The organism is Candidatus Rickettsiella isopodorum, from assembly GCF_001881495.1.
Classification (GTDB): Bacteria; Pseudomonadota; Gammaproteobacteria; order Diplorickettsiales; family Diplorickettsiaceae; genus Aquirickettsiella; species Aquirickettsiella isopodorum.
This window is the reverse complement of the sequence record NZ_LUKY01000033.1, coordinates 471794-491999: the sequence shown is the minus strand read 5'-3', so window position 1 is coordinate 491999 and position 20206 is coordinate 471794. Positions and strand designations below refer to the sequence as shown.

23 protein-coding genes are annotated in these 20206 nt (G+C 36.1%); 19 read left to right on the top strand and 4 right to left on the bottom strand.

The genetic code is table 11. The annotated features are described in order from the left end of the window. From A1D18_RS06230 to lipB, 3 genes are all read right to left on the bottom strand, one after another. Entirely contained in the window at positions 1-1995 is a 1995-nt protein-coding gene (locus tag A1D18_RS06230) for a bifunctional DedA family/phosphatase PAP2 family protein (RefSeq protein WP_071662915.1), read from the bottom strand. Continuing rightward, positions 1995-2945: a lipoyl synthase gene (gene lipA, locus A1D18_RS06225; protein ID WP_071662914.1), complete on the bottom strand. Its 951-nt coding sequence runs from the start codon at positions 2943-2945 to the stop codon at positions 1995-1997. The genes A1D18_RS06230 and lipA overlap by 1 nt, the downstream gene beginning before the upstream one ends. Before the next feature lie 119 nt (positions 2946-3064). Continuing rightward, positions 3065-3715 (bottom strand): lipoyl(octanoyl) transferase LipB, encoded by a 651-nt coding sequence (gene lipB / locus A1D18_RS06220; protein ID WP_071662913.1) that lies wholly within the window; start codon positions 3713-3715, stop codon positions 3065-3067. Between the two features lie 117 nt (positions 3716-3832). On the opposite strand from lipB, the gene A1D18_RS06215 reads away from it, so the two are divergent. The 8 genes from A1D18_RS06215 (at position 3833) to A1D18_RS06180 (ending at position 9151) form a co-directional block, all read left to right on the top strand. Next, positions 3833-4132 (top strand): putative hemolysin, encoded by a 300-nt coding sequence (locus A1D18_RS06215; RefSeq protein ID WP_071662912.1) that lies wholly within the window; start codon positions 3833-3835, stop codon positions 4130-4132. 6 nt (positions 4133-4138) lie between these two features. Then, complete coding sequence (locus tag A1D18_RS06210; RefSeq protein WP_071662911.1) at positions 4139-4867, top strand: uracil-DNA glycosylase; 729 nt, start codon at positions 4139-4141, stop codon at positions 4865-4867. After that, the gene (locus A1D18_RS06205; RefSeq protein ID WP_071662910.1) at positions 4819-5409 is read left to right on the top strand and encodes a GspH/FimT family pseudopilin; all 591 of its coding nucleotides are present in this window, start codon (positions 4819-4821) and stop codon (positions 5407-5409) included. The genes A1D18_RS06210 and A1D18_RS06205 overlap by 49 nt, the downstream gene beginning before the upstream one ends. A gap of 206 nt (positions 5410-5615) precedes the next feature. Continuing rightward, positions 5616-5936 carry a hypothetical protein gene (locus A1D18_RS06200; protein ID WP_071662909.1) on the top strand — a complete coding sequence of 107 codons (321 nt, stop codon included), beginning with the start codon at positions 5616-5618 and terminating at the stop codon, positions 5934-5936. Between the two features lie 2 nt (positions 5937-5938). After that, positions 5939-6703 carry a 5'/3'-nucleotidase SurE gene (gene surE, locus A1D18_RS06195; protein WP_071662908.1) on the top strand — a complete coding sequence of 255 codons (765 nt, stop codon included), beginning with the start codon at positions 5939-5941 and terminating at the stop codon, positions 6701-6703. Positions 6704-6765: 62 nt separating this feature from the next. Beyond that, a complete protein-coding gene (locus tag A1D18_RS06190; protein ID WP_071662907.1) occupies positions 6766-7350 on the top strand; it encodes a YqaA family protein in 585 nt (194 codons plus the stop codon). A 240-nt stretch (positions 7351-7590) separates the two neighbouring features. Beyond that, on the top strand, positions 7591-8583 hold the full coding sequence (gene rpoS / locus A1D18_RS06185) for an RNA polymerase sigma factor RpoS (protein ID WP_071662906.1): 993 nt from the start codon (positions 7591-7593) through the stop codon (positions 8581-8583). Positions 8584-8614: 31 nt separating this feature from the next. After that, complete coding sequence (locus A1D18_RS06180) at positions 8615-9151, top strand: hypothetical protein (protein WP_071662905.1); 537 nt, start codon at positions 8615-8617, stop codon at positions 9149-9151. Between the two features lie 46 nt (positions 9152-9197). Here the strand turns inward: A1D18_RS06180 and bioA are convergent, their stop codons facing one another. Further along, positions 9198-10517, bottom strand: a complete 1320-nt coding sequence (bioA, locus tag A1D18_RS06175) for an adenosylmethionine--8-amino-7-oxononanoate transaminase (protein ID WP_071662904.1) — start codon at positions 10515-10517, stop codon at positions 9198-9200. A gap of 112 nt (positions 10518-10629) precedes the next feature. Here bioA and A1D18_RS06170 point away from each other — a divergent pair, with 112 nt between their 5' ends. The 11 genes from A1D18_RS06170 (at position 10630) to A1D18_RS06120 (ending at position 20084) form a co-directional block, all read left to right on the top strand. Beyond that, positions 10630-11556, top strand: coding sequence for a UbiA family prenyltransferase (locus tag A1D18_RS06170; protein WP_071662903.1), 927 nt, complete (start codon positions 10630-10632; stop codon positions 11554-11556). A 60-nt stretch (positions 11557-11616) separates the two neighbouring features. Continuing rightward, entirely contained in the window at positions 11617-12597 is a 981-nt protein-coding gene (gene bioB, locus A1D18_RS06165; protein ID WP_071662902.1) for a biotin synthase BioB, read from the top strand. After that, entirely contained in the window at positions 12588-13763 is a 1176-nt protein-coding gene (gene bioF, locus A1D18_RS06160; RefSeq protein ID WP_071662901.1) for an 8-amino-7-oxononanoate synthase, read from the top strand. Before bioB ends, bioF begins: the two co-directional genes overlap by 10 nt. Continuing rightward, positions 13744-14613 (top strand): malonyl-ACP O-methyltransferase BioC, encoded by an 870-nt coding sequence (bioC, locus tag A1D18_RS06155; protein WP_071662900.1) that lies wholly within the window; start codon positions 13744-13746, stop codon positions 14611-14613. Before bioF ends, bioC begins: the two co-directional genes overlap by 20 nt. Before the next feature lie 71 nt (positions 14614-14684). Then, positions 14685-15389 carry a dethiobiotin synthase gene (gene bioD, locus A1D18_RS06150; protein ID WP_071662899.1) on the top strand — a complete coding sequence of 235 codons (705 nt, stop codon included), beginning with the start codon at positions 14685-14687 and terminating at the stop codon, positions 15387-15389. 134 nt (positions 15390-15523) lie between these two features. Next, positions 15524-16147, top strand: coding sequence for an outer membrane lipoprotein periplasmic chaperone LolA (gene lolA / locus A1D18_RS06145; RefSeq protein WP_071662898.1), 624 nt, complete (start codon positions 15524-15526; stop codon positions 16145-16147). Positions 16148-16152: 5 nt separating this feature from the next. Beyond that, positions 16153-17049: a cation diffusion facilitator family transporter gene (locus A1D18_RS06140; protein ID WP_071662897.1), complete on the top strand. Its 897-nt coding sequence runs from the start codon at positions 16153-16155 to the stop codon at positions 17047-17049. A 63-nt stretch (positions 17050-17112) separates the two neighbouring features. After that, the gene (locus A1D18_RS06135) at positions 17113-17904 is read left to right on the top strand and encodes a sulfite exporter TauE/SafE family protein (RefSeq protein ID WP_071662896.1); all 792 of its coding nucleotides are present in this window, start codon (positions 17113-17115) and stop codon (positions 17902-17904) included. A 12-nt stretch (positions 17905-17916) separates the two neighbouring features. Continuing rightward, complete coding sequence (gene murI, locus A1D18_RS06130) at positions 17917-18732, top strand: glutamate racemase (protein ID WP_071662895.1); 816 nt, start codon at positions 17917-17919, stop codon at positions 18730-18732. A gap of 88 nt (positions 18733-18820) precedes the next feature. Further along, positions 18821-19495, top strand: coding sequence for a Bax inhibitor-1/YccA family protein (locus A1D18_RS06125; protein ID WP_071662894.1), 675 nt, complete (start codon positions 18821-18823; stop codon positions 19493-19495). 244 nt (positions 19496-19739) lie between these two features. Then, on the top strand, positions 19740-20084 hold the full coding sequence (locus A1D18_RS06120; protein WP_245756791.1) for a TusE/DsrC/DsvC family sulfur relay protein: 345 nt from the start codon (positions 19740-19742) through the stop codon (positions 20082-20084). Positions 20085-20206: the final 122 nt, after the last annotated feature.

Sequence of the window (20206 nt, the reverse complement as noted above, 5' to 3'; positions counted from 1 at the left end):
TTATTTAATAAAAAGGACATTCGTGCGAGAGGCACGATAATTTAGATTCTTTACGGTATAGGTTTTGAGATCTTGTAACAATAACTGATCAGCCGGTATAAGCGGTTGCATGATTACTTGCTTTTTTAACGGCTGAAACTGTAAATGCCATGTTTTATGATAATGAACTAAACCTAACCAAAGTGGATCCCCATTGCTGAGCATTTTATGTGAATCCCAGAGGTTTAAAACTAACAAGTTATGTGTAGCTGGAAAATATTTTGTCATGGTTAATGCTGGTGCTTGACCTGCATTCGAGGAAACAAGCAAAGGAATGTTGGTATCATTGCTATGTAAACTTAATTTGTAAAGCATGGTATAAATTTTAGTTTTTGGAAGCGTGCGCCAAGCTTGTTTTTCTAAATGTTTTTGGATGTCCGTGAGTTTTCCAGCCCATTGAATGTTTAATACTTCAATTTTTTGGCCAAAATGACCTAGTCGGTAAATGGGTTGTTGAAATTTCGCTTCATTCCACCATCTCGAAAAATTAATAGTTTGTTCAGAGAAAAGAAGTCGGGAATTTGAAAGTAATTTTTTATAGCCAACACTTAGATTAGCGCCCCAACAGAGCAATAAAATTACTATACCGACACTAGCAATCTTGCCGGATGAAATAGTCGTGTGCTCTATCTTCCTACGATAGGAAAGTGTCAGCCCAGCGAGGATACTAATTCCAAGTAAAGCCCCTCCAAAAACATCGCTAACCCAATGCGCAGTTAAATAAATACGCGAAAACATAACTAAAAGAATAATGAAACTAGTTAATCCATAAATCAGCATTCGTTGCGGTTTAGGTTTCTCTATACTAATTAATACAGCGAAGAATCCTAGAATAGCAATACCGCTTACGGTATGGCCGCTAGGGAAAGAGGCGCCGAGTGGCGTTTGAATTAAGCCATTGGGACGAGGTATATGCAGAAGATGTTTAAATAGATCAGCGAAACCATAGCTTAATAATCCTGCTAAACCCCAATGCAGACTTAACCAGAAATTTCTTTTTATTAAAAAAAATCCTAACATAATCATCCAAAATACAGCGAGTATTTTTGGGCTCAGCTCGGCCATAGCAACAAAAAACATATCGACATTTTGCTGGCGTAAGCTACGCATTAAGTGATAAATGGGTTCATTTAGGTAGGTTGCAATGCCATGTTGTGCAACACTAAACGCTACTGCTAGAAAACCAAGCGTACAAAGAATGCAGATTAAAGCGAGCGCTAATTGAGCGTGTGATTGCGGATGTCGGTTATCTGTTAAAAGAGAAGTGATGGTTTTAAGTTTTGGATGATTGCGTGTGAAATGCCATAGATAAGCGACTTGTTTATCCAATAAACGACTAAACCAGGCATAACATGATTTTATGAAAGCGTAGACTAACCAAATAAACAGTAAAAGTAATACAACAAAGATAATTAATTTAGTTGCTACTTCGGGAGGTAATTGCTGGGAAGCTTGGCCTAAAAGTATACCCGGCAACATATAAATCGGTGCCCATGCAATAGCCGAAATGATGTCAGCAGTTAAAAATTGGCGCCATGGCATTCTTACCATGCCAGCTATAAAAGGTAAAATAGCTCGAATAGGTCCAATAAAACGGCCAAAGAAAATACTCTTTCCGCCATGTTTGTCAAAAAAAGCTTCTCCTTTGCGTAAAAGTTGTGGATAGCGACGGAATAACCAGAAATCTTTAGTATGTTGATGGTAATGTCTACCTATCCAAAAACTGAGTACATCACCGGTGATAGCTCCTGCGATGGCCCATAAAACAATAGGTGTAAAAGATAAAATTCCTATTCCAATTAAGGTACCGATAGCTGTCATGAAAACAGTACCAGGTACTAAGAAACCTATCATGACCAGACATTCAAGAAAGGAAATAAAATAGGTAATTAAACCGGCTAAATGAGGATGAATTTGTAACCAATCAAAAAAAGGCTTGAGATCGGGAAGCGTCATTAGGCTACATTCTCTCCAGCCGCTTGTTTATCCGCATGATATGAAGAGCGGACTAGCGGTCCACTGGCTACGCGAATAAATCCCATTTCTTTGGCTAAAAGACCGAGATCTTTGAATTCTTCGGGAGTCACATAGCGTGCAACGGGAAAATGATGGCGACTAGGAGCAAGATATTGACCGATGGTAATCATATCAACCCGATGTTGACGTAGATCCTGCATGACTTCTTTAACCTCTTCTAACGTCTCCCCCAGCCCTAGCATAAGTCCCGATTTGGTAGGTATTCCTGGGAAACGATTTTTGAATTCCAATAATAATTGGAGTGACCATTTATAATCTGAGCCAGGGCGTGCTTGCTTATACAAACGAGGTACCGTTTCGATATTGTGGTTAAACACATCGGGTAATTCGGGCGCAATCGCATTTAAAGCAACCTCCATACGACCCCGAAAATCAGGTACAAGAACTTCTATGGTAAGTGCTGGACAACTCTTGCGTAATGCCTGCAAACACGCAGTAAAGTGAGCTGCTCCGCCATCACGTAGATCATCTCGATCGACTGAGGTAATAACCACATAGCGCAGACCCATTTGTCTAACTGTCTTAGCAAGATTTTCAGGTTCGTCTGGATCCAATGGATCCGGTCGGCCATGACCAACGTCACAAAATGTACAGCGTCGAGTGCATTTGTCTCCCATAATCATAAACGTAGCCGTGCCATGACTAAAGCATTCACTCAAATTGGGACACGAAGCTTCTTCGCAAACAGTATGAAGACGATTCTCCCGTAGCATCGTTTTAAGTTGGTCTACAGCAGTTGTTGTTGGCAATTTAATACGGATCCAATCTGGCTTACGTAAAGGTGCAGTAGGTTCAATTTTTATTGGAATGCGAGCCATTTTTTCTGCCCCGCGTTGTTTTTGCCTAGGATCGGGTATTTTTATTTCCATAATCTTTAAAATGTTGTAATAAATGAAGTAATTTTAGCATACAGTTAAATGATATAAGCAGTTTTTTTATGCTAAGGGATGTGATTTTTTAACTAAAATAAATCACTTGCTACTATCGCTTAAAAAGCTAATTTCATAGAAATGGAGTTTTTATAAATCTCTAATTCTTGTTGAAATTGTTTAATAAAGTCATTGGCTACTCTATTAAGATCATTAGGTCCTCCTAAATCAGAAAGTTGAGTAATAGAGAGTTGACTCACACCGCAAGGGTTAATTCCTGTAAAAGGGTTAAGATTCATGGACACATTGAAAGCTATCCCATGATAACAATAACCCCGTCGAATGCGTAGGCCGATAGAAGCGATTTTGGCTGAGTTGACATAAACGCCCGGAGCCTCTTTTTTTGCTTTGGCACTAATGTCGTAAGTTGCAAGTAAGTTAATTAGGGTATTTTCTAAAAGTGTGACTAATTCACGTACACCAAGATTAAGACGACGAAGGTTTAAAAGTGGGTATATAACCAGCTGACCAGGACCGTGGTAGGTTACTTGCCCGCCCCGATCTGTTTTTTCTATAGGAATATTTCCAGGATTAAGGATGTGTTCCCATTTTCCTGCTTGCCCTAAGGTATAAACAGGATTGTGTTCAATGAGCCAAATTTCATCGGGAGTTTCAGGATTACGCTTATCAGTAAAAACCCGCATTGCTTGGGCGATTGTATTATAGTCGCCTTGCTGTAAAGGTCGTACGATAAATTGCTGGTGTGTCATAGTTTAGAAAGTATACTGGATCTAGGTAGGTTGTTGAATAGATTAAAGGTTAAACATCAGATTTAGTCGCTTAATTTCTGTTAAAATAGTGATTGCTTTCATGAATTAGGATTGGTTATGAAAAAATGGTTAATTGTATTTCCCTTCTTATTAGTAAGTATCGCAGCTTTTTCGATTCCTAACCCAGCCTCTGTTTATTGTTCTCATCACGGAGGCCGCTTGGAAATGCTGAATGAATCATCAGGTGTAACAGGTGTGTGTGTATTTAGTGATAAAAGTTATTGTGAAGAATGGAGTTACATCAGAGGAATTTGTAAACCTAGCCAATTTTATTTGCCTGAAAAAAGAATAGGAACAAAATATTGTCTTGCACAATTACCGGATAAAAATTTAATTATTTATTTATGTAAAACTTAAAGAAAGATGATAGATAAAGTAAAACGTCTAAATTATTTAAAAAAAATGGATATTCCTCTTTGGATCTTGCGTGAGGATACTAATAAGCTGCCCAAAGAAATAGTTAAGGACGAGGATATGCCTAGAAAATTGATTATGACTCGTGAGCAAAAAATTTCGACATTAAATTGGCAAGAATTAAGATGGACAGTCAACAACTGCAAAGCGTGTGATCTTTATAAAACACGTACAAATCCCGTATTTGGTGTGGGAAATAGGAATGCTGATTTATTGATAATTGGCGAAGCGCCCGGTGCGAATGAAGATAAACAAGGGGAGCCTTTTGTAGGTCGAGGCGGACAATTATTGACAAATATGCTGTCTGCGATTGGTTTTAAACGCGAAGATTATTATATTGCCAATATTTTAAAATCACGACCACCTAATAATCGTGATCCTTCCTTGCTAGAAGTTAAGGCCTGCACTCCTTATTTATTGAGACAAATTAGCTTAGTTAATCCAAAGTTGATTTTAGCGGTGGGTCGAATTGCTGCACATTATCTATTATCAACTGATGCGACTATGGCGAGTTTACGTGGAAATTTGTTTCATTTTGGCGTAAACAAAATTCCTTTATTAGTTACTTATCATCCCGCCTATTTACTACGTTCTCCGCGTGAAAAGCGTAAAGCTTGGCAGGATATGTTATGCGTAAAAAAACAATTAGATCTAGAAGTTATCGAACAAAATGGATAATTAGAACATATAAAAATAATTCATTCGAATTGGGTTTTAGCTTAGTCGAATTATTATTCACCATTGTAATAAGTAGTATTTTATTGACACTAGCATTCCCCGTCTTTAAACATTTAATTGTTGAGCTTCGTTTATTTATTTTAACTGAACGTATCAGTTCTACTCTTGATTATGCTCGAAGTGAGGCGATTAGACGTCAGCACACGGTAACAATATGTAAGAGTAAAGATGGGAAGGCCTGTTCAGGGAGTTGGAACGATGGATGGATAGTATTAGTAAGTAATTCAACCTTATCGCTTGAAAATGCTACATTATTACGTGTTTATTCGGCTTTGTCTCGTGGGGAATCTTTAGAGTGGCATGGATTTCGATCAGATAATTACCTACAGTGGCATCCAGATGGTTCTAGTAGTCAAAATGGCCGCTTTATCATCTGCATTCATTCATTGTCAGAAAAAATGATCTGGTTCGTTAAGATAAGTCAAACTGGAAGAGGGAGAATAGATAAAAAAAACAGTAAAAATGCGGATTGTAATAACTGAAAAATAAGCCCTATTCTCTAGATTTTTAATGCTAGTTTTTTTAGATCAACGATTTTTAGAAAAAAAGCCTGAGATGGGATGAATACAGGTTTTTCTAGTTGCTTTTCTAGAATTTAGCTATGGATATATATCCCTTGCAATGAATTCAAAAAGTTCGTATCTTCATCTACTGACATTATATTCTGATCGATTAAAAAAATTTAGCAATGAAAAAAATTATTTTAGCTATTCTACTTTTATCCTCAATCAATGCTTTCGCCTTAATTCCAGGTTCGTTAGGCGATTTATCAGATAAATTATTATTGCCTATGTCTCTATTAACCAGTGCGCTTTATAATATGAGTTTGGCTATTGGGATAGCTTTACTGTTCGGTTCCCTTATACAATATAAAAATTATCGAAATAACCCCTCCCAGGTTCCTTTGAGTCGACCTATAACTTTGTTGGTTTTTGGAGTGCTTTTAATCGTATTACCACTACTTACTAAATTTTCTGAAAGTGCGCTTTTAGTTTCTAGAGTATCTTAAAAATGAAGATTTTAATCAGCAATGATGATGGTGTACATGCGCCAGGCCTAGCGATTTTAGCTAAAGCTTTAGCCCAAATCGCAGAAGTTACCATAGTCGCTCCAGATAGGGATCGCAGTGGTGCCAGTAATTCGCTTACTTTGCAGCACCCTTTAAGACTAAGATATTTTGATGATGGAGTTATTAGTGTCCAAGGAACACCAACAGATTGTGTGCATCTCGCCTTAACCGGTCTACTAGGTGAAGATAAGCTGCCCGATATGGTTGTATCAGGTATTAATGCAGGCTCTAATTTAGGTGAAGATGTTTTCTATTCGGGAACTGTGGCAGCCGCGATGGAAGGACGCTTCCTAGGGATACCAGCAATTGCTTTTTCAATAGCAGGAAATGAGCCGATGTATTACTCCACAGCAGCAGAAGTTGCGAAAAGGTTAGTAACTCTTTTATATGAAAAGCCAATTCCAGCAAAAACTATTTTAAACGTAAATATTCCTGATGTTGCATTTGATGATTTAAAAGGCTATGAAGTGACACGCTTAGGGACACGCCATAATGCCGATAGAATGATGCCTAGTAAAGATCCAAGAGGGCATACTATTTACTGGATAGGTAGTTCTGGCAAGGAGAATGATGCTGGAAAAGGCACAGATTTTTATGCGCTGAGTCAACAACAGGTCAGTATTACCCCTTTACAACTCGATTTAACACATCATACTGCAAAAGACCAAATTGAAGATTGGATTGTCAATATGGATCCTAAACTATAAATTATTTTTTGATAAAAAAATTTAAAAAATGGACTCTATTTTTTATCTAACGGTATAAAGCAATGAAGTATTTTTCAAAACTTTATGACAAAATGCTTGCGTTGGCTAAACATGGACATGCTCCTTATTATTTATTTGTTTTAAGCTTTGCCGAGTCTTCTTTTTTTCCTATCCCGCCCGATGTTATGTTAGCGCCTATGTCCTTAGCTAAGCCCGAGTGTGCATGGCGTTATGCATTTTTGACAACTGTGGCTTCTGTTTTAGGCGGATTATTTGGCTACTGGATAGGGAATGTAGCGTTTGATTGGGTGCATCCCTATATCATCCACTTTGGATATGAACAGGTTTATCGACAAATTGAACAAGAGTTTAATCAATGGAATTTTTGGATACTTTTTTTGGCAGGATTTACTCCTATTCCTTATAAGTTATTTACTATAGCAGCTGGGGCCTTGCATGTTGCGCTATTACCCTTTATCTTGGGATCATTGGTGGGTCGCGGTGGAAGGTTTTTTATAGTCGCTTTTTTAATGCGTTGGGGTGGTGTTCATGTTGATAGGTTATTACGGCACTACATCGATCGATTGTCTTGGTTTTTTTTATTACTAGCAGTTGTCATTTTTGCTTCTCTTAAAATCTGGGGTTAAGAGAGAATATTTAGTATAGGTTTCCTATTTGACTAGATTTCAGTAAATATAATTACAATATGAGTATTTGGGCGCTAGAAACATTAGATTGTGTTGAGCGTTTGTAGTGAGATATTCGATAATAAACAAATCAAATTTATTCTGATCTAAGTATGTTCTTAATTAATAAACGTTAATAAAAAAATAGTTATTTAATTACTATCTTAATTATCTAGGTTAATTAATCCAGGGAGAGTTAATATGGGTAACAAGGGAAGTGCATTTAAAAAGAGGAGGGGTAGAAAACAGAAAAATCCAACATCGTCTGAACAAGTATTCGAAAATAAACCAGAGAAATTTTTAGTAACCCGTGAAGTGAGTGAGACGGAAACAACGCCACATAAGTATGCGAGACGTGATGAGACACTTGGCGCAACGCAATTATATTTAAATGAAATAGGCTTTTCTCCTTTATTAACAGCCGAAGAAGAAGTTTATTATGCACGTCTTATTGCAAAAGGCGATCAAGATGCTCGTAAACGAATGATAGAAAGTAATTTGCGTTTAGTCGTTAAGATAGCCAGGCACTATAATAATCGTGGATTACAGTTTTTGGACTTAATAGAAGAAGGTAATTTAGGTTTAATGCATGCAGTAGAAAAATTTGATCCTGAAAGAGGATTTCGTTTTTCGACCTATGCGACATGGTGGGTGCGTCAAGCCATTGAGCGAGCTATTATGAATCAAGCTCGAACAGTTCGCTTGCCAATCCATGTGGTTAAAGAGCTTAATGTTTATTTACAAGCAGCAAGAGAATTGACGCAAAAATTAGATCATAAACCCACTTCAGATGAAATTGCTAAATGGTTGGATAGACCTTTTGAAGAAGTTGAACGAATGCTCGGATTAAATGAGCATATTACTTCTGTCGATGCGCCAGCTAGCAGTGAGGCTGACAAACCTTTACTTGAAACCTTATCCGATAATCGTGAAAACGATCCTGAGCATATTTTAGAAGGTGAAAATTTACGTAAACGTTTAGAAGGTTGGCTTAAACAATTGTCAACTAATCAACGTGAGGTTATTGCCCGACGCTATGGCTTATTAGGCTGTGATCGTATGACATTAGAAGAGGTAGGAGAAGTGATTGGTCTAACTCGAGAGCGGGTTCGCCAAATTCAAGTTGAAGGGTTGAAAACCTTACGGAAAATAATGGAAAAACAAGGATTTTTTTCTAATTTATTATATGATTAATCTTTTTAAATAAGAATAAAATATTAAAAATATGAAAAGGTTATGTAATTATAAATATAGTATCACTTATATTATTTTAATCGTTTTACTTAATACGTTATTTGCTTATATTCCTTTAGTGCAAGTATTTAGTACTGAAATTTCCCCCATGGATTGGACTGTGGGGATCGTTTATGCCTTACGTGATTTGGCTCAACGTGAATTAGAACATAAAGTTATTTTTGCGATGCTCATCGGTAGTTTAATTAGCTACGCTTTAGCGGGTAAAGATCTAGCTATTGCAAGTATGAGTGCGTTTTTAATTGCTGAGTTTGTTGATTGGTCAGTTTATACTTTTACCAAACGTCCCTTATCTCAGCGTATACTTTGGTCTGCAAGTATGAGTGCGCCGATAGATAGTAGTGTTTTTTTATGGATTATTCATCAATTAAATTGGCTCGCAGTGTTGATTTTATCACTTACTAAAATCCTAGGTGTACTGATTGTTTGGTATGGTTGGCGTAGTCGAGAAAAACGCACAATGGCAAGTCGTTTAGATATATTGACTGTAAATCAAACTAATGTTTAAATTTTTCCAATTCGTATCTTTAAGCTAGGTAGGCTCTGAGCTCGTATTATTTTAATATCCGTTTTATTGAAGTTTTGGTAATATCACGTAACTCTTCAAGTGTGGATAAAGATATATTTAAGGGAGGTAGCCAGTAAATTGTATTTCCCAAAGGGCGTAACCAAGCGCCTAATTGTAAAGCCTCCTGAAAAATTTGATAACCTATGCGTTGATTTTTTTTATTTTCTTTTAAAGATAAATCTGCAGCGATGACTGCTCCGATACCTCTAATATTGGTTAAGCTTTCTGTTTCATCATGAACTTCCTGCATCAATTTTTTTAAAATAATTTCTTTTTCTCTTACGTGTTTAAATATTTCTTCATCTTCTAGAATATTTAAACATTCTAATGCTACGGCGGCGGCTAACGCATTACCGCTAAAAGTATGCGAATGTAAAAAACTTTTTCCAGTGGAGTAATCATCATAAAATAAATTATAAATTTCAGTGTGTGTTAAAACTGCACTCATGGGTAACCAACCAGAAGTTAAGCCTTTACTTAAACAGATAAAGTCAGGTTTTATTTGTGCATGTTCGCAGGCTAATGCTCGACCGGTTCTCCCTAGTCCAGTCATAATTTCGTCGGCAATCAAATAAATGCCATGAATTTGGGTCCATTTCCTCAAGCGGTGGAGAAAATCTTGACTATAGATTTTCATACCTCCTGCCCCTTGTACTATCGGTTCAACAATAATGGCTGCTAAATTGGCTGCTTGTTTTTCAAGCTGTTTTTCGATGTTTGGCCAAATAGTTGAGCAATCCTTCCATAGGGGATCAGAGCTAGAATGAACATAAGGAATATTTTGAATAAAGTTAGGTTTTATTAAATGGGCTTCATAGGCTTGGCGGTAAAGACCTAAATCACTTAGGCCTAAGGCCATAAAGGTCTCGCCATGATAGCCATTTTGCAGTGAGGTAAATTGAATACGCTGATTTTGACCGAGTAATTGCTGAGCGTGTAAACTCATTTTTAAGGCAATTTCAACCGCTGAAGAACCTTCACTGGCATAAAAGACCTTGTCTAAACCCATACAAAGCCGGCCTAATTTTTCAGAAAGTTGAATGATAATTTCATAGGTGGTATTGGCAAATATCACATGCTCAAAGTACTCTAATTGCGCTTTGAGTGCAGTTTTTAAGCGCGGATGGTTATGACCTAATGATTTACACCACCAGCTCGAAATGGCATCTATTATTCTCCTGCCATCTGTCAGCTCTATATAAGAACCGTAAGCTTTGCTGATTATTAAAGGGGGAAAGGATTCATAATCCTTCATTTGTGAGCAAGGATGCCAAATATGTTGCCGGTCGCGATTGATAAGATCCATAAAATAGGGTAAAAAAGAAGCAAGTTAAACATAAAAAGGACTGAAAATGCGAGTATTCATTGCCAGAAATGTGGCTCAATCTGAAAAATAAAAACGTTTCGAGTAAAAGATTGTGTTAAACAAAAAAAATAAAATAAAAATAAGAGCCTGTTTCAAAGCGATACGACCTTATCATGCCATAAAAAATATTTTATTATTTATTCCTCTTTTTGTCGGCCACCAATATTTTAATCCCATCGCCATAAAAAATAGTTTTTTAGGTTTTTTTATTTTTTGTTTATTAGCTTCAAGTGCCTATTTAATCAATGACTTGGTTGATTTGGAAAATGATAAACAACATATTAAAAAACAAAAAAGATCTTTTGCTTCAGGAGAATTATCTCTTAAAACCGGATATATTTTTGCGCCATTATTAACACTAATTGCGCTAAGTCTTTCAATATTTTTACCACATAAATTCTTAATAATTGCTATAAGTTATTATTGTTTGACTTTAATATATTCATTTTTTTTAAAAAAAATAAAATGGTTAGATGTTATTTTACTAGCGATTTTATATTCGATGCGAGTATTTGCAGGAATGACTTTGATTCAAAATGGATTTTCATTTTGGTTAATTTTTTTCGCGTTATTTCTATTTTTTAGTTTGGCTTTACTTAAACGTTATGCCGAGCTTACGCTCATGCAAACCAAAAATAAGCGTTCAATATTAGGGCGTGCCTATGAAATAAAAGATAAAACTAATCTAGCCATACTAGGACATATTAGTGGGTATTTTTCGGTTTTGATTTTTATTTTCTATATTTATTCTGCAAAAGCACAATTTTTTTATAGTAGTCCTTTGTTATTATGGTTTATTTGTCCCTGCCTGTTCATTTGGCTCAATCATATGTGGCAGTTAGCCCAAGAAGGAAAAATACATGATGATCCGGTGGTGTTTACAGTAAAAAATAGTTTCAGTTGGATTTTTTTAATGTTAATAGTGTTAATTACTGTATTAGCTACTTGGATCACTTTTTCCTTGAATGGGATCTCGTAAGAAGTTGACAATGTGGGTTATTCATTTTATGTTGGCAATTTTGTGATATAAGAAACTACTATGTCGAGTCCTGAAATCCGTCACGATTGGACACTTGAACAAATTCATGTTCTTTTCCAGTATCCTTTTAATAATTTAATTTATCACGCTCATACGATACATCGCCAATCTTTTCAAACCAATGCAGTCCAGATTAGTAGTCTACTTAATGTTAAGACAGGCTTATGTCCTGAGGATTGTTCGTATTGCCCGCAAAGTGGCCATTACAATACAGGGTTGAAAAAAGAGCCTTTAATGACCATAGAAGAAGTAAAAAAAGCGGCAAAGAAAGCAAAAGAAAAAGGTGCAGGTCGATTTTGTATTGCAGCTGCGTGGCGTAGTCCGCCCAAGAAAGAGTTTATCAATATCTTAGAAATGATATCAGCAATTAAAGCATTAGATTTGGAGGCATGTGCCACTTTAGGTATGCTCACCCAAGCACAAGCCATGCAGTTATCTGAGGTGGGTTTAGATTATTACAACCATAATTTAGATACATCACCAGAATATTATGAAACTATTATTTCAACCCGAACTTATCAAGAGCGTTTGGAAACTTTAGCCTGTGTTCGAGCGGCAGGTATAAAAGTTTGTTGTGGGGGTATTATTGGTATGGGAGAGACGCAAGGAGATCGAGCTGGATTATTACAACAACTTGCTAATCTGTCTGAACATCCTAGAAGTGTGACATTGAATAAATTAATTCCTATTCCAGGAACACCATTAGCAAACAAACCACCAGTTGATTCTATTGAATTTACTCGAGTAGTTGCAGTCGCGCGTATTATGTTGCCGTTGAGTATGATTCGCTTATCTGCTGGACGTGACAGCTTGAGTGAAGAAGCGCAAGCGTTATGTTTTTTTGCGGGTGCTAATTCCATACATTATGGTGAAAAATTATTAACGACAGATAACATTTCTCCTGAACAGGATAATGCATTGTTAAAAAAATTGGGTTTAGAAGCGGTATTATTCGATACTGAATTGCATGCATGTCACTAACTTTTGAAAAGGTATTAAGTTTACATAAACAAAAAGGTCTCTATAGAGAACGTAAAGTCTTACAAAGCTTGGCCGGTATGCAGCGGCGTTATAATGATAAAAATTTTTGTTCTTTTTCTTCCAATGATTATTTAGGTCTAGCCAAACATCCCGCGGTTATAAAATCTTTTAAACAGGCAGCTGATGATTATGGTGTAGGTAGTGGATCTTCACATTTTCTTGGCGCTTATAATCGATTTCATCATGAGCTCGAGCTCGCCTTAGCTGAATTTCTTAATTTTCCTAAAGTGCTCGTATTTTCTACAGGATACATGGCTAATTTAGGTATTTTGGGGAGTTTATTGCAAAGAGATGCTGCGATATTTGCTGACAAACTAAGCCATGCTTCTTTAATCGATGGGGCAAAATTAACAGGCGCCTCATTTAAACGTTATTTACATAATAACCTCGCTAGTTTAGAGAAGCATTTATTGCATTCTATTTCTAGACGAAAATTTATCATGACTGATGGTGTATTTAGTATGGATGGTGATATAGCGCTATTGCCCTCCTTAATCGAAATCGCTCAAAGATTTTCATCCACATTGTTAGTAGATGATGCGCACGGCATAGGAGTATTAGGAAAAAATGGAGTGGGTATTTGTGAATATTTTGGATGTAAGCCAGATATTTTATCGGGTGGTTTCGGTAAGGCTTTTGGATGTTTTGGCGGTTTTGTGGCCTCGAATGAACTTATCATCGAGAATCTAGTTCAATTTTCTCGTCCCTATATGTATACCACAGCTTTGCCGCCGGCTTTAGCTAAAGCTGCGCATACTAGTTTATTATTATTGCAAACAGAAAGCTGGCGTAGAGCGAAATTACAGAGTTTAATCACCTATTTTAAACAGATGGCACAACAGTTAGAGCTACCGATATTACCTTCTCAGACCCCCATTCAACCGATTTTAATAAAGAATACTGAGCAAACCATAGCACTTTCAGCCTATTTATTGCAAAATGGCTTCTTGGTTAATGCTATTCGACCTCCGACAGTACTTAAAAATACCTCGCGACTACGAATTAGCTTGTGTGCATTACATTCAGAAAGTGAAATTGACAGATTATTAGAACAAATAGCCGTGGGGCTAAAATTGATAAAAATAAATGATAACCCAATTAGATGAAATCCAAATTGTCCATCGTTTTAATAAAGCGGCGAAAACTTATGATGAAGTCGCTGTATTACAACAACGGGTAGGAGAATCTTTATTAGAACGTTTACAAGGAATTCGTTGTAAACCGCAAACTATATTGGATCTGGGTTGCGGTACCGGATATTTCGGCGCGTTTTTAAAAAAATTATATCCCGCGGCTAAAATTATAGGTTTAGATAAGTCGAATGGAATGCTGGCACAAGCTCAGGCTAAAGAAAAAGCGTATCAACTGACCGATATCCATTGGGTATGTGGGTGTGCTGAGAATTTGCCATTTAGTAATCATAGTTTCGAATTAGTTTACTCCAATTTAATGTTGCATTGGAGCAATGATTTTAGCAAGAGCCTCAATGAAATACGACGCATATTAAAGCCCGGAGGGTTACTACTTTTTTCCATGGTAGGACCTGATACTTTGCAGGAGCTACGCCATTGCTGGAGAGCTATCGATAATTATTCACATGTGCATTTATTTGTAGATATGCACGATTTAGGGGATAATTTATTACAAGCACCTTTTGTCGATCCGGTGATGGATGTTGAATATTTTACTTTATTGTATTCAGAAGCCGTAGATTTGATGCGGGAACTAAAAAAATTAGGCGTACGAAATCTTGCTCAGGATCGTCAACGTGGTTTAACTTCCAAAGGAGCTTTAAAAAAATTGTTGCAAGCCTATGAAGATTTTCGTAGCCAAGGAAAGTTGCCGGCTACATGGGAAATTATTTATGGGCATGCATGGGCGGCTGAAAAAAAGCCTTCCAGGCAGAATAATCCCAATGAGATCAAAATACCTTTAAATAGTTTTATTCGTAGATAAATGGTTTACTAAATCGGCTTTATTATCAACATAGGCGTAAAGTAGGTTTTTCATTAAAAAAATATAAGCTAATGCAAAATAAAGGTTTTTTTATTTTAGGTACAGATACTAATGTGGGCAAAACAACTATCGCTGTTAATTTATTATCTTTTTTAAAAGCGAATGGTTATTCCACTATCGGTTTAAAACCAGTTTCCAGCGGAGCGAAACTCAGCAAACTTGGATTACGAAACTCTGATGCAACTGCTCTGCAAAAAGCAGCAACCATTTATCTTCCCTATGAGCACGTTAATCCTTTTTGTTTCAGGCTAGCGGTAGCACCACATATTGCAGCGGAACAACAAGCTTGCCAACTAAGTCTTGCTAAAATTATGCAATCATTCCATCCTGTATTAACTTATAAAGCAGATTATTGTGTTATTGAAGGACTAGGGGGGGGGGCTGTCCCTTTAAATAACACTGAAACGATGCTTGATTTATTGCAAGCCTTAAATTTGCCCGTCATCCTTGTCGTGGGGCTGCGTTTAGGCTGTTTGAATCATGCCCTTTTAACTTATGAAATCTTGAGAAAAAGAAATATTCCTATTGTAGCCTGTATATGTAATCAAATTGATCCTAATATGTTATTTCACGAAGAAAATGGGTTATATTTAAAGCAATCTATAGATGTACCTTTTTTCAGTTTTGTTCCCTATCTGTCGCAAAACGATTTAGATTGCATTTGCATTGATTGGTCGATTTTAATTAAACTGGAAAATACTTCCTCCTTTACTTAAGTATGAGCAACAAGGTTAGCTGAGCAAAGCTTTTTTGCCAATTCGCATCCAATCGCATAATAGATATATAATGCTCAAATAAATGTAAAATCTTAATGAATTTACGCGATTAAAATTTTTATCTATATCTTTTTATGAAATTTTTAAACCTATTTAAACTGTTTTTTTTAACACTTATACTTTGCTTAGTCACTAACCAAGTGCTAGCTGGAGATCAACTAAGTCAGTTATTAAATAATTTACAAACCTTTCGGGCTGATTTTACGCAAACAGTGATGAATGCTAGAGGACAGATTTTGCAGCAAGTGAGCGGCAAGATGACTATACAACGACCGGGTCGTTTTCGCTGGGAAGTTATACGACCTAACAGGCAATTATTAGTCGCAGATGGGCAGCGCATTTGGTTTTATGATATTGATTTACAACAAATAACCATCCAAAAACAAAAATCAGTCGATGCAGATTCTCCTGCGGCATTATTAAGCGATTCACCTAAAAATTTAACCCAACAGTTTATAATTAATCCTTTAATGAATGTTCAAGGCTTTACTTTATTTCCAAAAAATAAAAATGCATTATTTCAATCAATTACATTGATTTTCCAAAAAAATTACTTACGTGAAATGCGTTTGATCGATAAGTTAGATCAACAAACAGTGATAAATTTTTCGAAAATTGAATTAAATCCACATCTATCCTCGCAGACATTTCATTTTATTATGCCCGGTGATAAAAATATTGAAGTCGTAAAAGGGTAGATTTTATGTCACATACTCATCATCCTACTTTTGTTACTTTAAATATAAGTTTTGCTATTGCGATTTTACTAAATGCAGGCTTTTTATTAACAGAGGTAGTTTATGGATTTATTGCCCATTCAGTTAGCTTATTGTCAGATGCCGTGCATAATTTTGGAGATGTTTTAGGTTTATTGATGTCCTGGGGAGCTAGTGTTTTAGTCAAAAGGCGCGCAACTCAACGTTATAGTTATGGTTATAAAAAATTAACCATTTTAGCAGCATTAGCTAATGCTTTATTACTTGTATTAACCTCAGCGTTAATCGTGTATGAATCGATTAATAGGCTTAATCATCCAAAAGAAATTAATGAAGTTATTGTGATGGCTGTTGCCTTTATTGGAATCTTAATCAACGGAGGAACAGCTTTATTATTTATGAGACAAAGTGCTACCGATCTGAATATTAAAGGGGCTTTTTTACATTTGGCTTATGATGCGCTTATTGCTTTAGGTGTTGTGCTAGCAGGGGCCGCTATTTATTTTACCGGATGGCTATGGATAGATCCGATAGTAGGATTGTTAGTTGTTGGTATTATCACTTGGGGTAGTTGGAATTTACTAAGACGTTCAGTAGAGTTAATCTTAGGTGCGGTTCCTTATGGAGTAAATCAGAAAGCAGTCTATACTTATTTAAAAAAATTGCCCGGAGTTCAGGAGGTTCATGATTTACATATTTGGGGATTAAGCACACAAGAAACAGCATTGACTGCACATTTGATTATGCCCGAAGGGGGTTTATCAGATGAGGAATATTTAAAGATCAATCGAGATTTAAATAAAGAATTTCATATCCAGCATATTACTTTACAAGTTGAACAAGGACAAAAAAAATATCCTTGTACGCAGTCTTTAGTTTGCTAATTTTAAAATCATGAAGACTTAATTTTTTTACAATTAGTAAATTTACTAATTTTTGGTTCTTAAATGTTTTTTTTATTATATGTATCCATAGGCTTATTAGCTGGTTTTTTAGCAGGGCTCCTGGGTATTGGTGGCGGAACCGTTTTAGTTCCTGGATTGCTTGCGATTTTTGCACATGCAAATATTCCTGAACATTTACAAATGCATATGGCAACGAGTACTGCATTAACATCCATTATCTTTACCTCGTTGATTGCCGTCTATCATCAGCAGCGCAGTTTTTCTATTAATTGGCTTTTATTTCGACAATTAGTTCCAGGAATGGTTGTCGGTATAATAACGGGGGCTTTACTAGCACTATTGTTATCTACACAAACATTAAAATTATTATTTAGCTTATTTCTTTTTTCAGTAGCCTTCAAACTCTATTTTCATAGGAGTCCTAGTATAAAAAAAGAAATTATTCTATTAAATACGATAAAGAAATGGTCTATAGGTTTTTTTATTGGTATCATTTCTGGATTGTTAGGTCTTGGTGGAGGAGCAATTTCAGTTCCGGTTTTTTTACGTTTGGGGATGTCAACTCATCATGCGATTGCGACTTCTTCAGCATGTGTATTGTTACTTGCAATTTTAGGCGCTATAACTTTTACTTTAACCGGCTTGCATGCTAATAATCTGCCCTCTGGTAGCGTTGGGTTTGTCTATTGGCCTGCGGTATTAGGGATATCGATAGGGAGTGTGCTTTTTGTTCCCATAGGGACAGGATTGGGTAAGCGCATTGCAGGGAATATTTTGCGAAGGTTTTTTGCATTATTTCTTTTTATATTAGGTATTACCTTATTAATTCATTAAATTATCATCAATATGTCTTCTAATTATTCACAACCTATTGGCATATTTGATAGCGGTATTGGGGGGTTAACTGTTGCTCATGCCGTCACTAAGCTGTTACCCGATGAGTCTATCATTTATTTTGGCGATACAGCCCACGCACCTTGGGGTGACAAGTCTGCTGCAGCCATACAAGCCTATTCCATTAAAATTTGTGATATGTTGCTTAAGCAAAATTGCAAGCTTATATTGATTGCTTGTAATTCAGCCTCAGCGGTTGCTTATGAGCTAGTTAAAGAGTATGTAGGTCGCAAGGCGATCGTAGCTGATGTGATTGCCCCCATGATTGACTATTTAGCAAAAAATTATATCGATAAAACAATAGGTTTAATTGGTACTAAACAAACCATTAATTCAAATATCTATAGAAAAAAATTAGATGAATTGGGTATTGATATTCGATTAAATACACTGGCTACGCCTTTGCTGGTGCCGCTGATAGAGGAAGGTTTTATTGACCAAACTATTATGACGGATGCAATTAAAACCTATCTGAAAGAATCATCTCTTCATAACCTTGATGCCTTAGTTTTAGGATGTACACACTACCCGTTAATTAAGCAGCAGATCAAACAATTTTATGGCGACGCAACCGTTATTGTCGATTCAACTGATATCGTTGCTGAAGTGGTAAAAAACCTACTTAAAGAACGCAAACTCCTTGCTGTTTCATCTAACACTCCGAAAAAGAAGTTTTATGTTTCCGATTATACACCTGCATTTTCCACCCTAGCCCATCTTTTTTTTCAAATGCCGATTACCTTGGAGAGGTACCCTTTATGGGAGTGAATTATACCTAGGAAAATTAGCCTGCTTCGTCTTTCAGCGTAAAATAGCTTATGGTAGAATGGGTAAATTTTTATACGAGGGAAGTAATATGGCTTCTAGTAAAATACTATTAAACCCTAGCTTAGAATCTGTTTTAGCTACTAATACAATCTTACGCAATACTTACATTTTGCTAGGGTTAACGCTGGTTTTTAGCGCAATAACCGCTGGTATTGCCTTGTTTACGAATGCCCCACCCTTAAATCCCTTTGTTACACTTATTGGTTATTTTGGCCTATTGTTTTTAACCAATTTTACTCGAAATAGCTCTTGGGGTTTAGTGTCTGTGTTTGGCTTAACTGGATTTATGGGGTATACGCTGGGTCCTATTTTAAATCATTATATCCATGGGTTTACCAATGGACATGAATTAATCATGATGTCACTGGGAGCTACTGGCCTTATCTTTTTTTCTCTATCAGCATATGCTTTAACAACTAAAAAAGATTTTAGTTTCATGGCAAGTTTTTTGATGGTTGGAATGATAGTCGCCTTTCTGGCTAGCATCGGTACATTATTCTTTCATATACCTATTTTAATGCTCACCTTATCAGCGGTCTTCATATTACTATCATCAGGTATCATTTTGTTTCAGACCAGTCAAATTATCCATGGAGGTGAAACTAACTACATCATGGCAACTGTGACGCTTTATGTATCACTCTATAATATCTTTTTAAGTTTATTGAACTTACTCGGTGCATTCAGTGGCAATCGAGATTAATTTATTTCAGTTTTTTATAACGACTGAGATAAAATAAACTCGTTAGGTAACCAAGGTTGCTGTTAATGGATGGCTGGGATATACCTATAGAGTTTAATTCTTGTTCAATTTAGCTGGATCGGAAAAAGCTTCTCAACTATCTTTTTAAAGAGGTTCGTAAATAGAGAGAATAAGAAAGGCTGCTTAAAAAATAGCTTCATCTCAACTTTTAAGAAAGTATTTTGTTGCATTGTCTTAGCAGCAGGTGGTTACATTGATAGGTTTAATAGTTAATGGTGCGGAAATTTTAACGGATCAATTCGGATATTTGGTTCATTCGGCTGATTGGCATGAGGAAGTAGCCATTAAAATTGCCAAAGATGAGGCACTGACGCTTATCAAAGATCATTGGCATGTTATCTATTTTTTGCGCAATTTCTATCAGCAATATCATAAAACTCCCCCGATCAGAATTTTGGTTAATCAATTAGCGGTACAGCTAGGTCCTGAAAAAGCCTGCAGTATTTATCTTAATAATCTATTTCCAAAAGGAATACTTAAACAAGCAAGTAAGTTAGCGGGATTGCCTAGACCTACTCGTTGCATGTAATCTACCATTTACTTGAAAATAAAGTAAAACTATTAAAAATAATGAATAATTTTCGGAAAAGAGGTTTGTTAAGTTTTAGCGTTATACATTGGCTTTGGATGGATAAAATGAATTTAGCTAGG

Excerpts from the sequence above, each read along its gene's own strand:
- A1D18_RS06230 (WP_071662915.1), bottom strand. The coding sequence starts at position 1,995 with ATGACGCTTCCCGATCTCAAGCCTTTTTTTGATTGGTTACAAATTCAT.
- lipA (WP_071662914.1), bottom strand. The coding sequence starts at position 2,945 with ATGGAAATAAAAATACCCGATCCTAGGCAAAAACAACGCGGGGCAGAA.
- lipB (WP_071662913.1), bottom strand. The coding sequence starts at position 3,715 with ATGACACACCAGCAATTTATCGTACGACCTTTACAGCAAGGCGACTAT.
- A1D18_RS06215 (WP_071662912.1), top strand. The coding sequence starts at position 3,833 with ATGAAAAAATGGTTAATTGTATTTCCCTTCTTATTAGTAAGTATCGCA.
- A1D18_RS06210 (WP_071662911.1), top strand. The coding sequence starts at position 4,139 with ATGATAGATAAAGTAAAACGTCTAAATTATTTAAAAAAAATGGATATT.
- A1D18_RS06205 (WP_071662910.1), top strand. The coding sequence starts at position 4,819 with ATGCGTAAAAAAACAATTAGATCTAGAAGTTATCGAACAAAATGGATA.
- A1D18_RS06200 (WP_071662909.1), top strand. The coding sequence starts at position 5,616 with ATGAAAAAAATTATTTTAGCTATTCTACTTTTATCCTCAATCAATGCT.
- surE (WP_071662908.1), top strand. The coding sequence starts at position 5,939 with ATGAAGATTTTAATCAGCAATGATGATGGTGTACATGCGCCAGGCCTA.
- A1D18_RS06190 (WP_071662907.1), top strand. The coding sequence starts at position 6,766 with ATGAAGTATTTTTCAAAACTTTATGACAAAATGCTTGCGTTGGCTAAA.
- rpoS (WP_071662906.1), top strand. The coding sequence starts at position 7,591 with ATGGGTAACAAGGGAAGTGCATTTAAAAAGAGGAGGGGTAGAAAACAG.
- A1D18_RS06180 (WP_071662905.1), top strand. The coding sequence starts at position 8,615 with ATGAAAAGGTTATGTAATTATAAATATAGTATCACTTATATTATTTTA.
- bioA (WP_071662904.1), bottom strand. The coding sequence starts at position 10,517 with ATGGATCTTATCAATCGCGACCGGCAACATATTTGGCATCCTTGCTCA.
- bioB (WP_071662902.1), top strand. The coding sequence starts at position 11,617 with ATGTCGAGTCCTGAAATCCGTCACGATTGGACACTTGAACAAATTCAT.
- bioF (WP_071662901.1), top strand. The coding sequence starts at position 12,588 with ATGTCACTAACTTTTGAAAAGGTATTAAGTTTACATAAACAAAAAGGT.
- bioC (WP_071662900.1), top strand. The coding sequence starts at position 13,744 with ATGATAACCCAATTAGATGAAATCCAAATTGTCCATCGTTTTAATAAA.
- bioD (WP_071662899.1), top strand. The coding sequence starts at position 14,685 with ATGCAAAATAAAGGTTTTTTTATTTTAGGTACAGATACTAATGTGGGC.
- lolA (WP_071662898.1), top strand. The coding sequence starts at position 15,524 with ATGAAATTTTTAAACCTATTTAAACTGTTTTTTTTAACACTTATACTT.
- A1D18_RS06140 (WP_071662897.1), top strand. The coding sequence starts at position 16,153 with ATGTCACATACTCATCATCCTACTTTTGTTACTTTAAATATAAGTTTT.
- A1D18_RS06135 (WP_071662896.1), top strand. The coding sequence starts at position 17,113 with ATGTTTTTTTTATTATATGTATCCATAGGCTTATTAGCTGGTTTTTTA.
- murI (WP_071662895.1), top strand. The coding sequence starts at position 17,917 with ATGTCTTCTAATTATTCACAACCTATTGGCATATTTGATAGCGGTATT.
- A1D18_RS06125 (WP_071662894.1), top strand. The coding sequence starts at position 18,821 with ATGGCTTCTAGTAAAATACTATTAAACCCTAGCTTAGAATCTGTTTTA.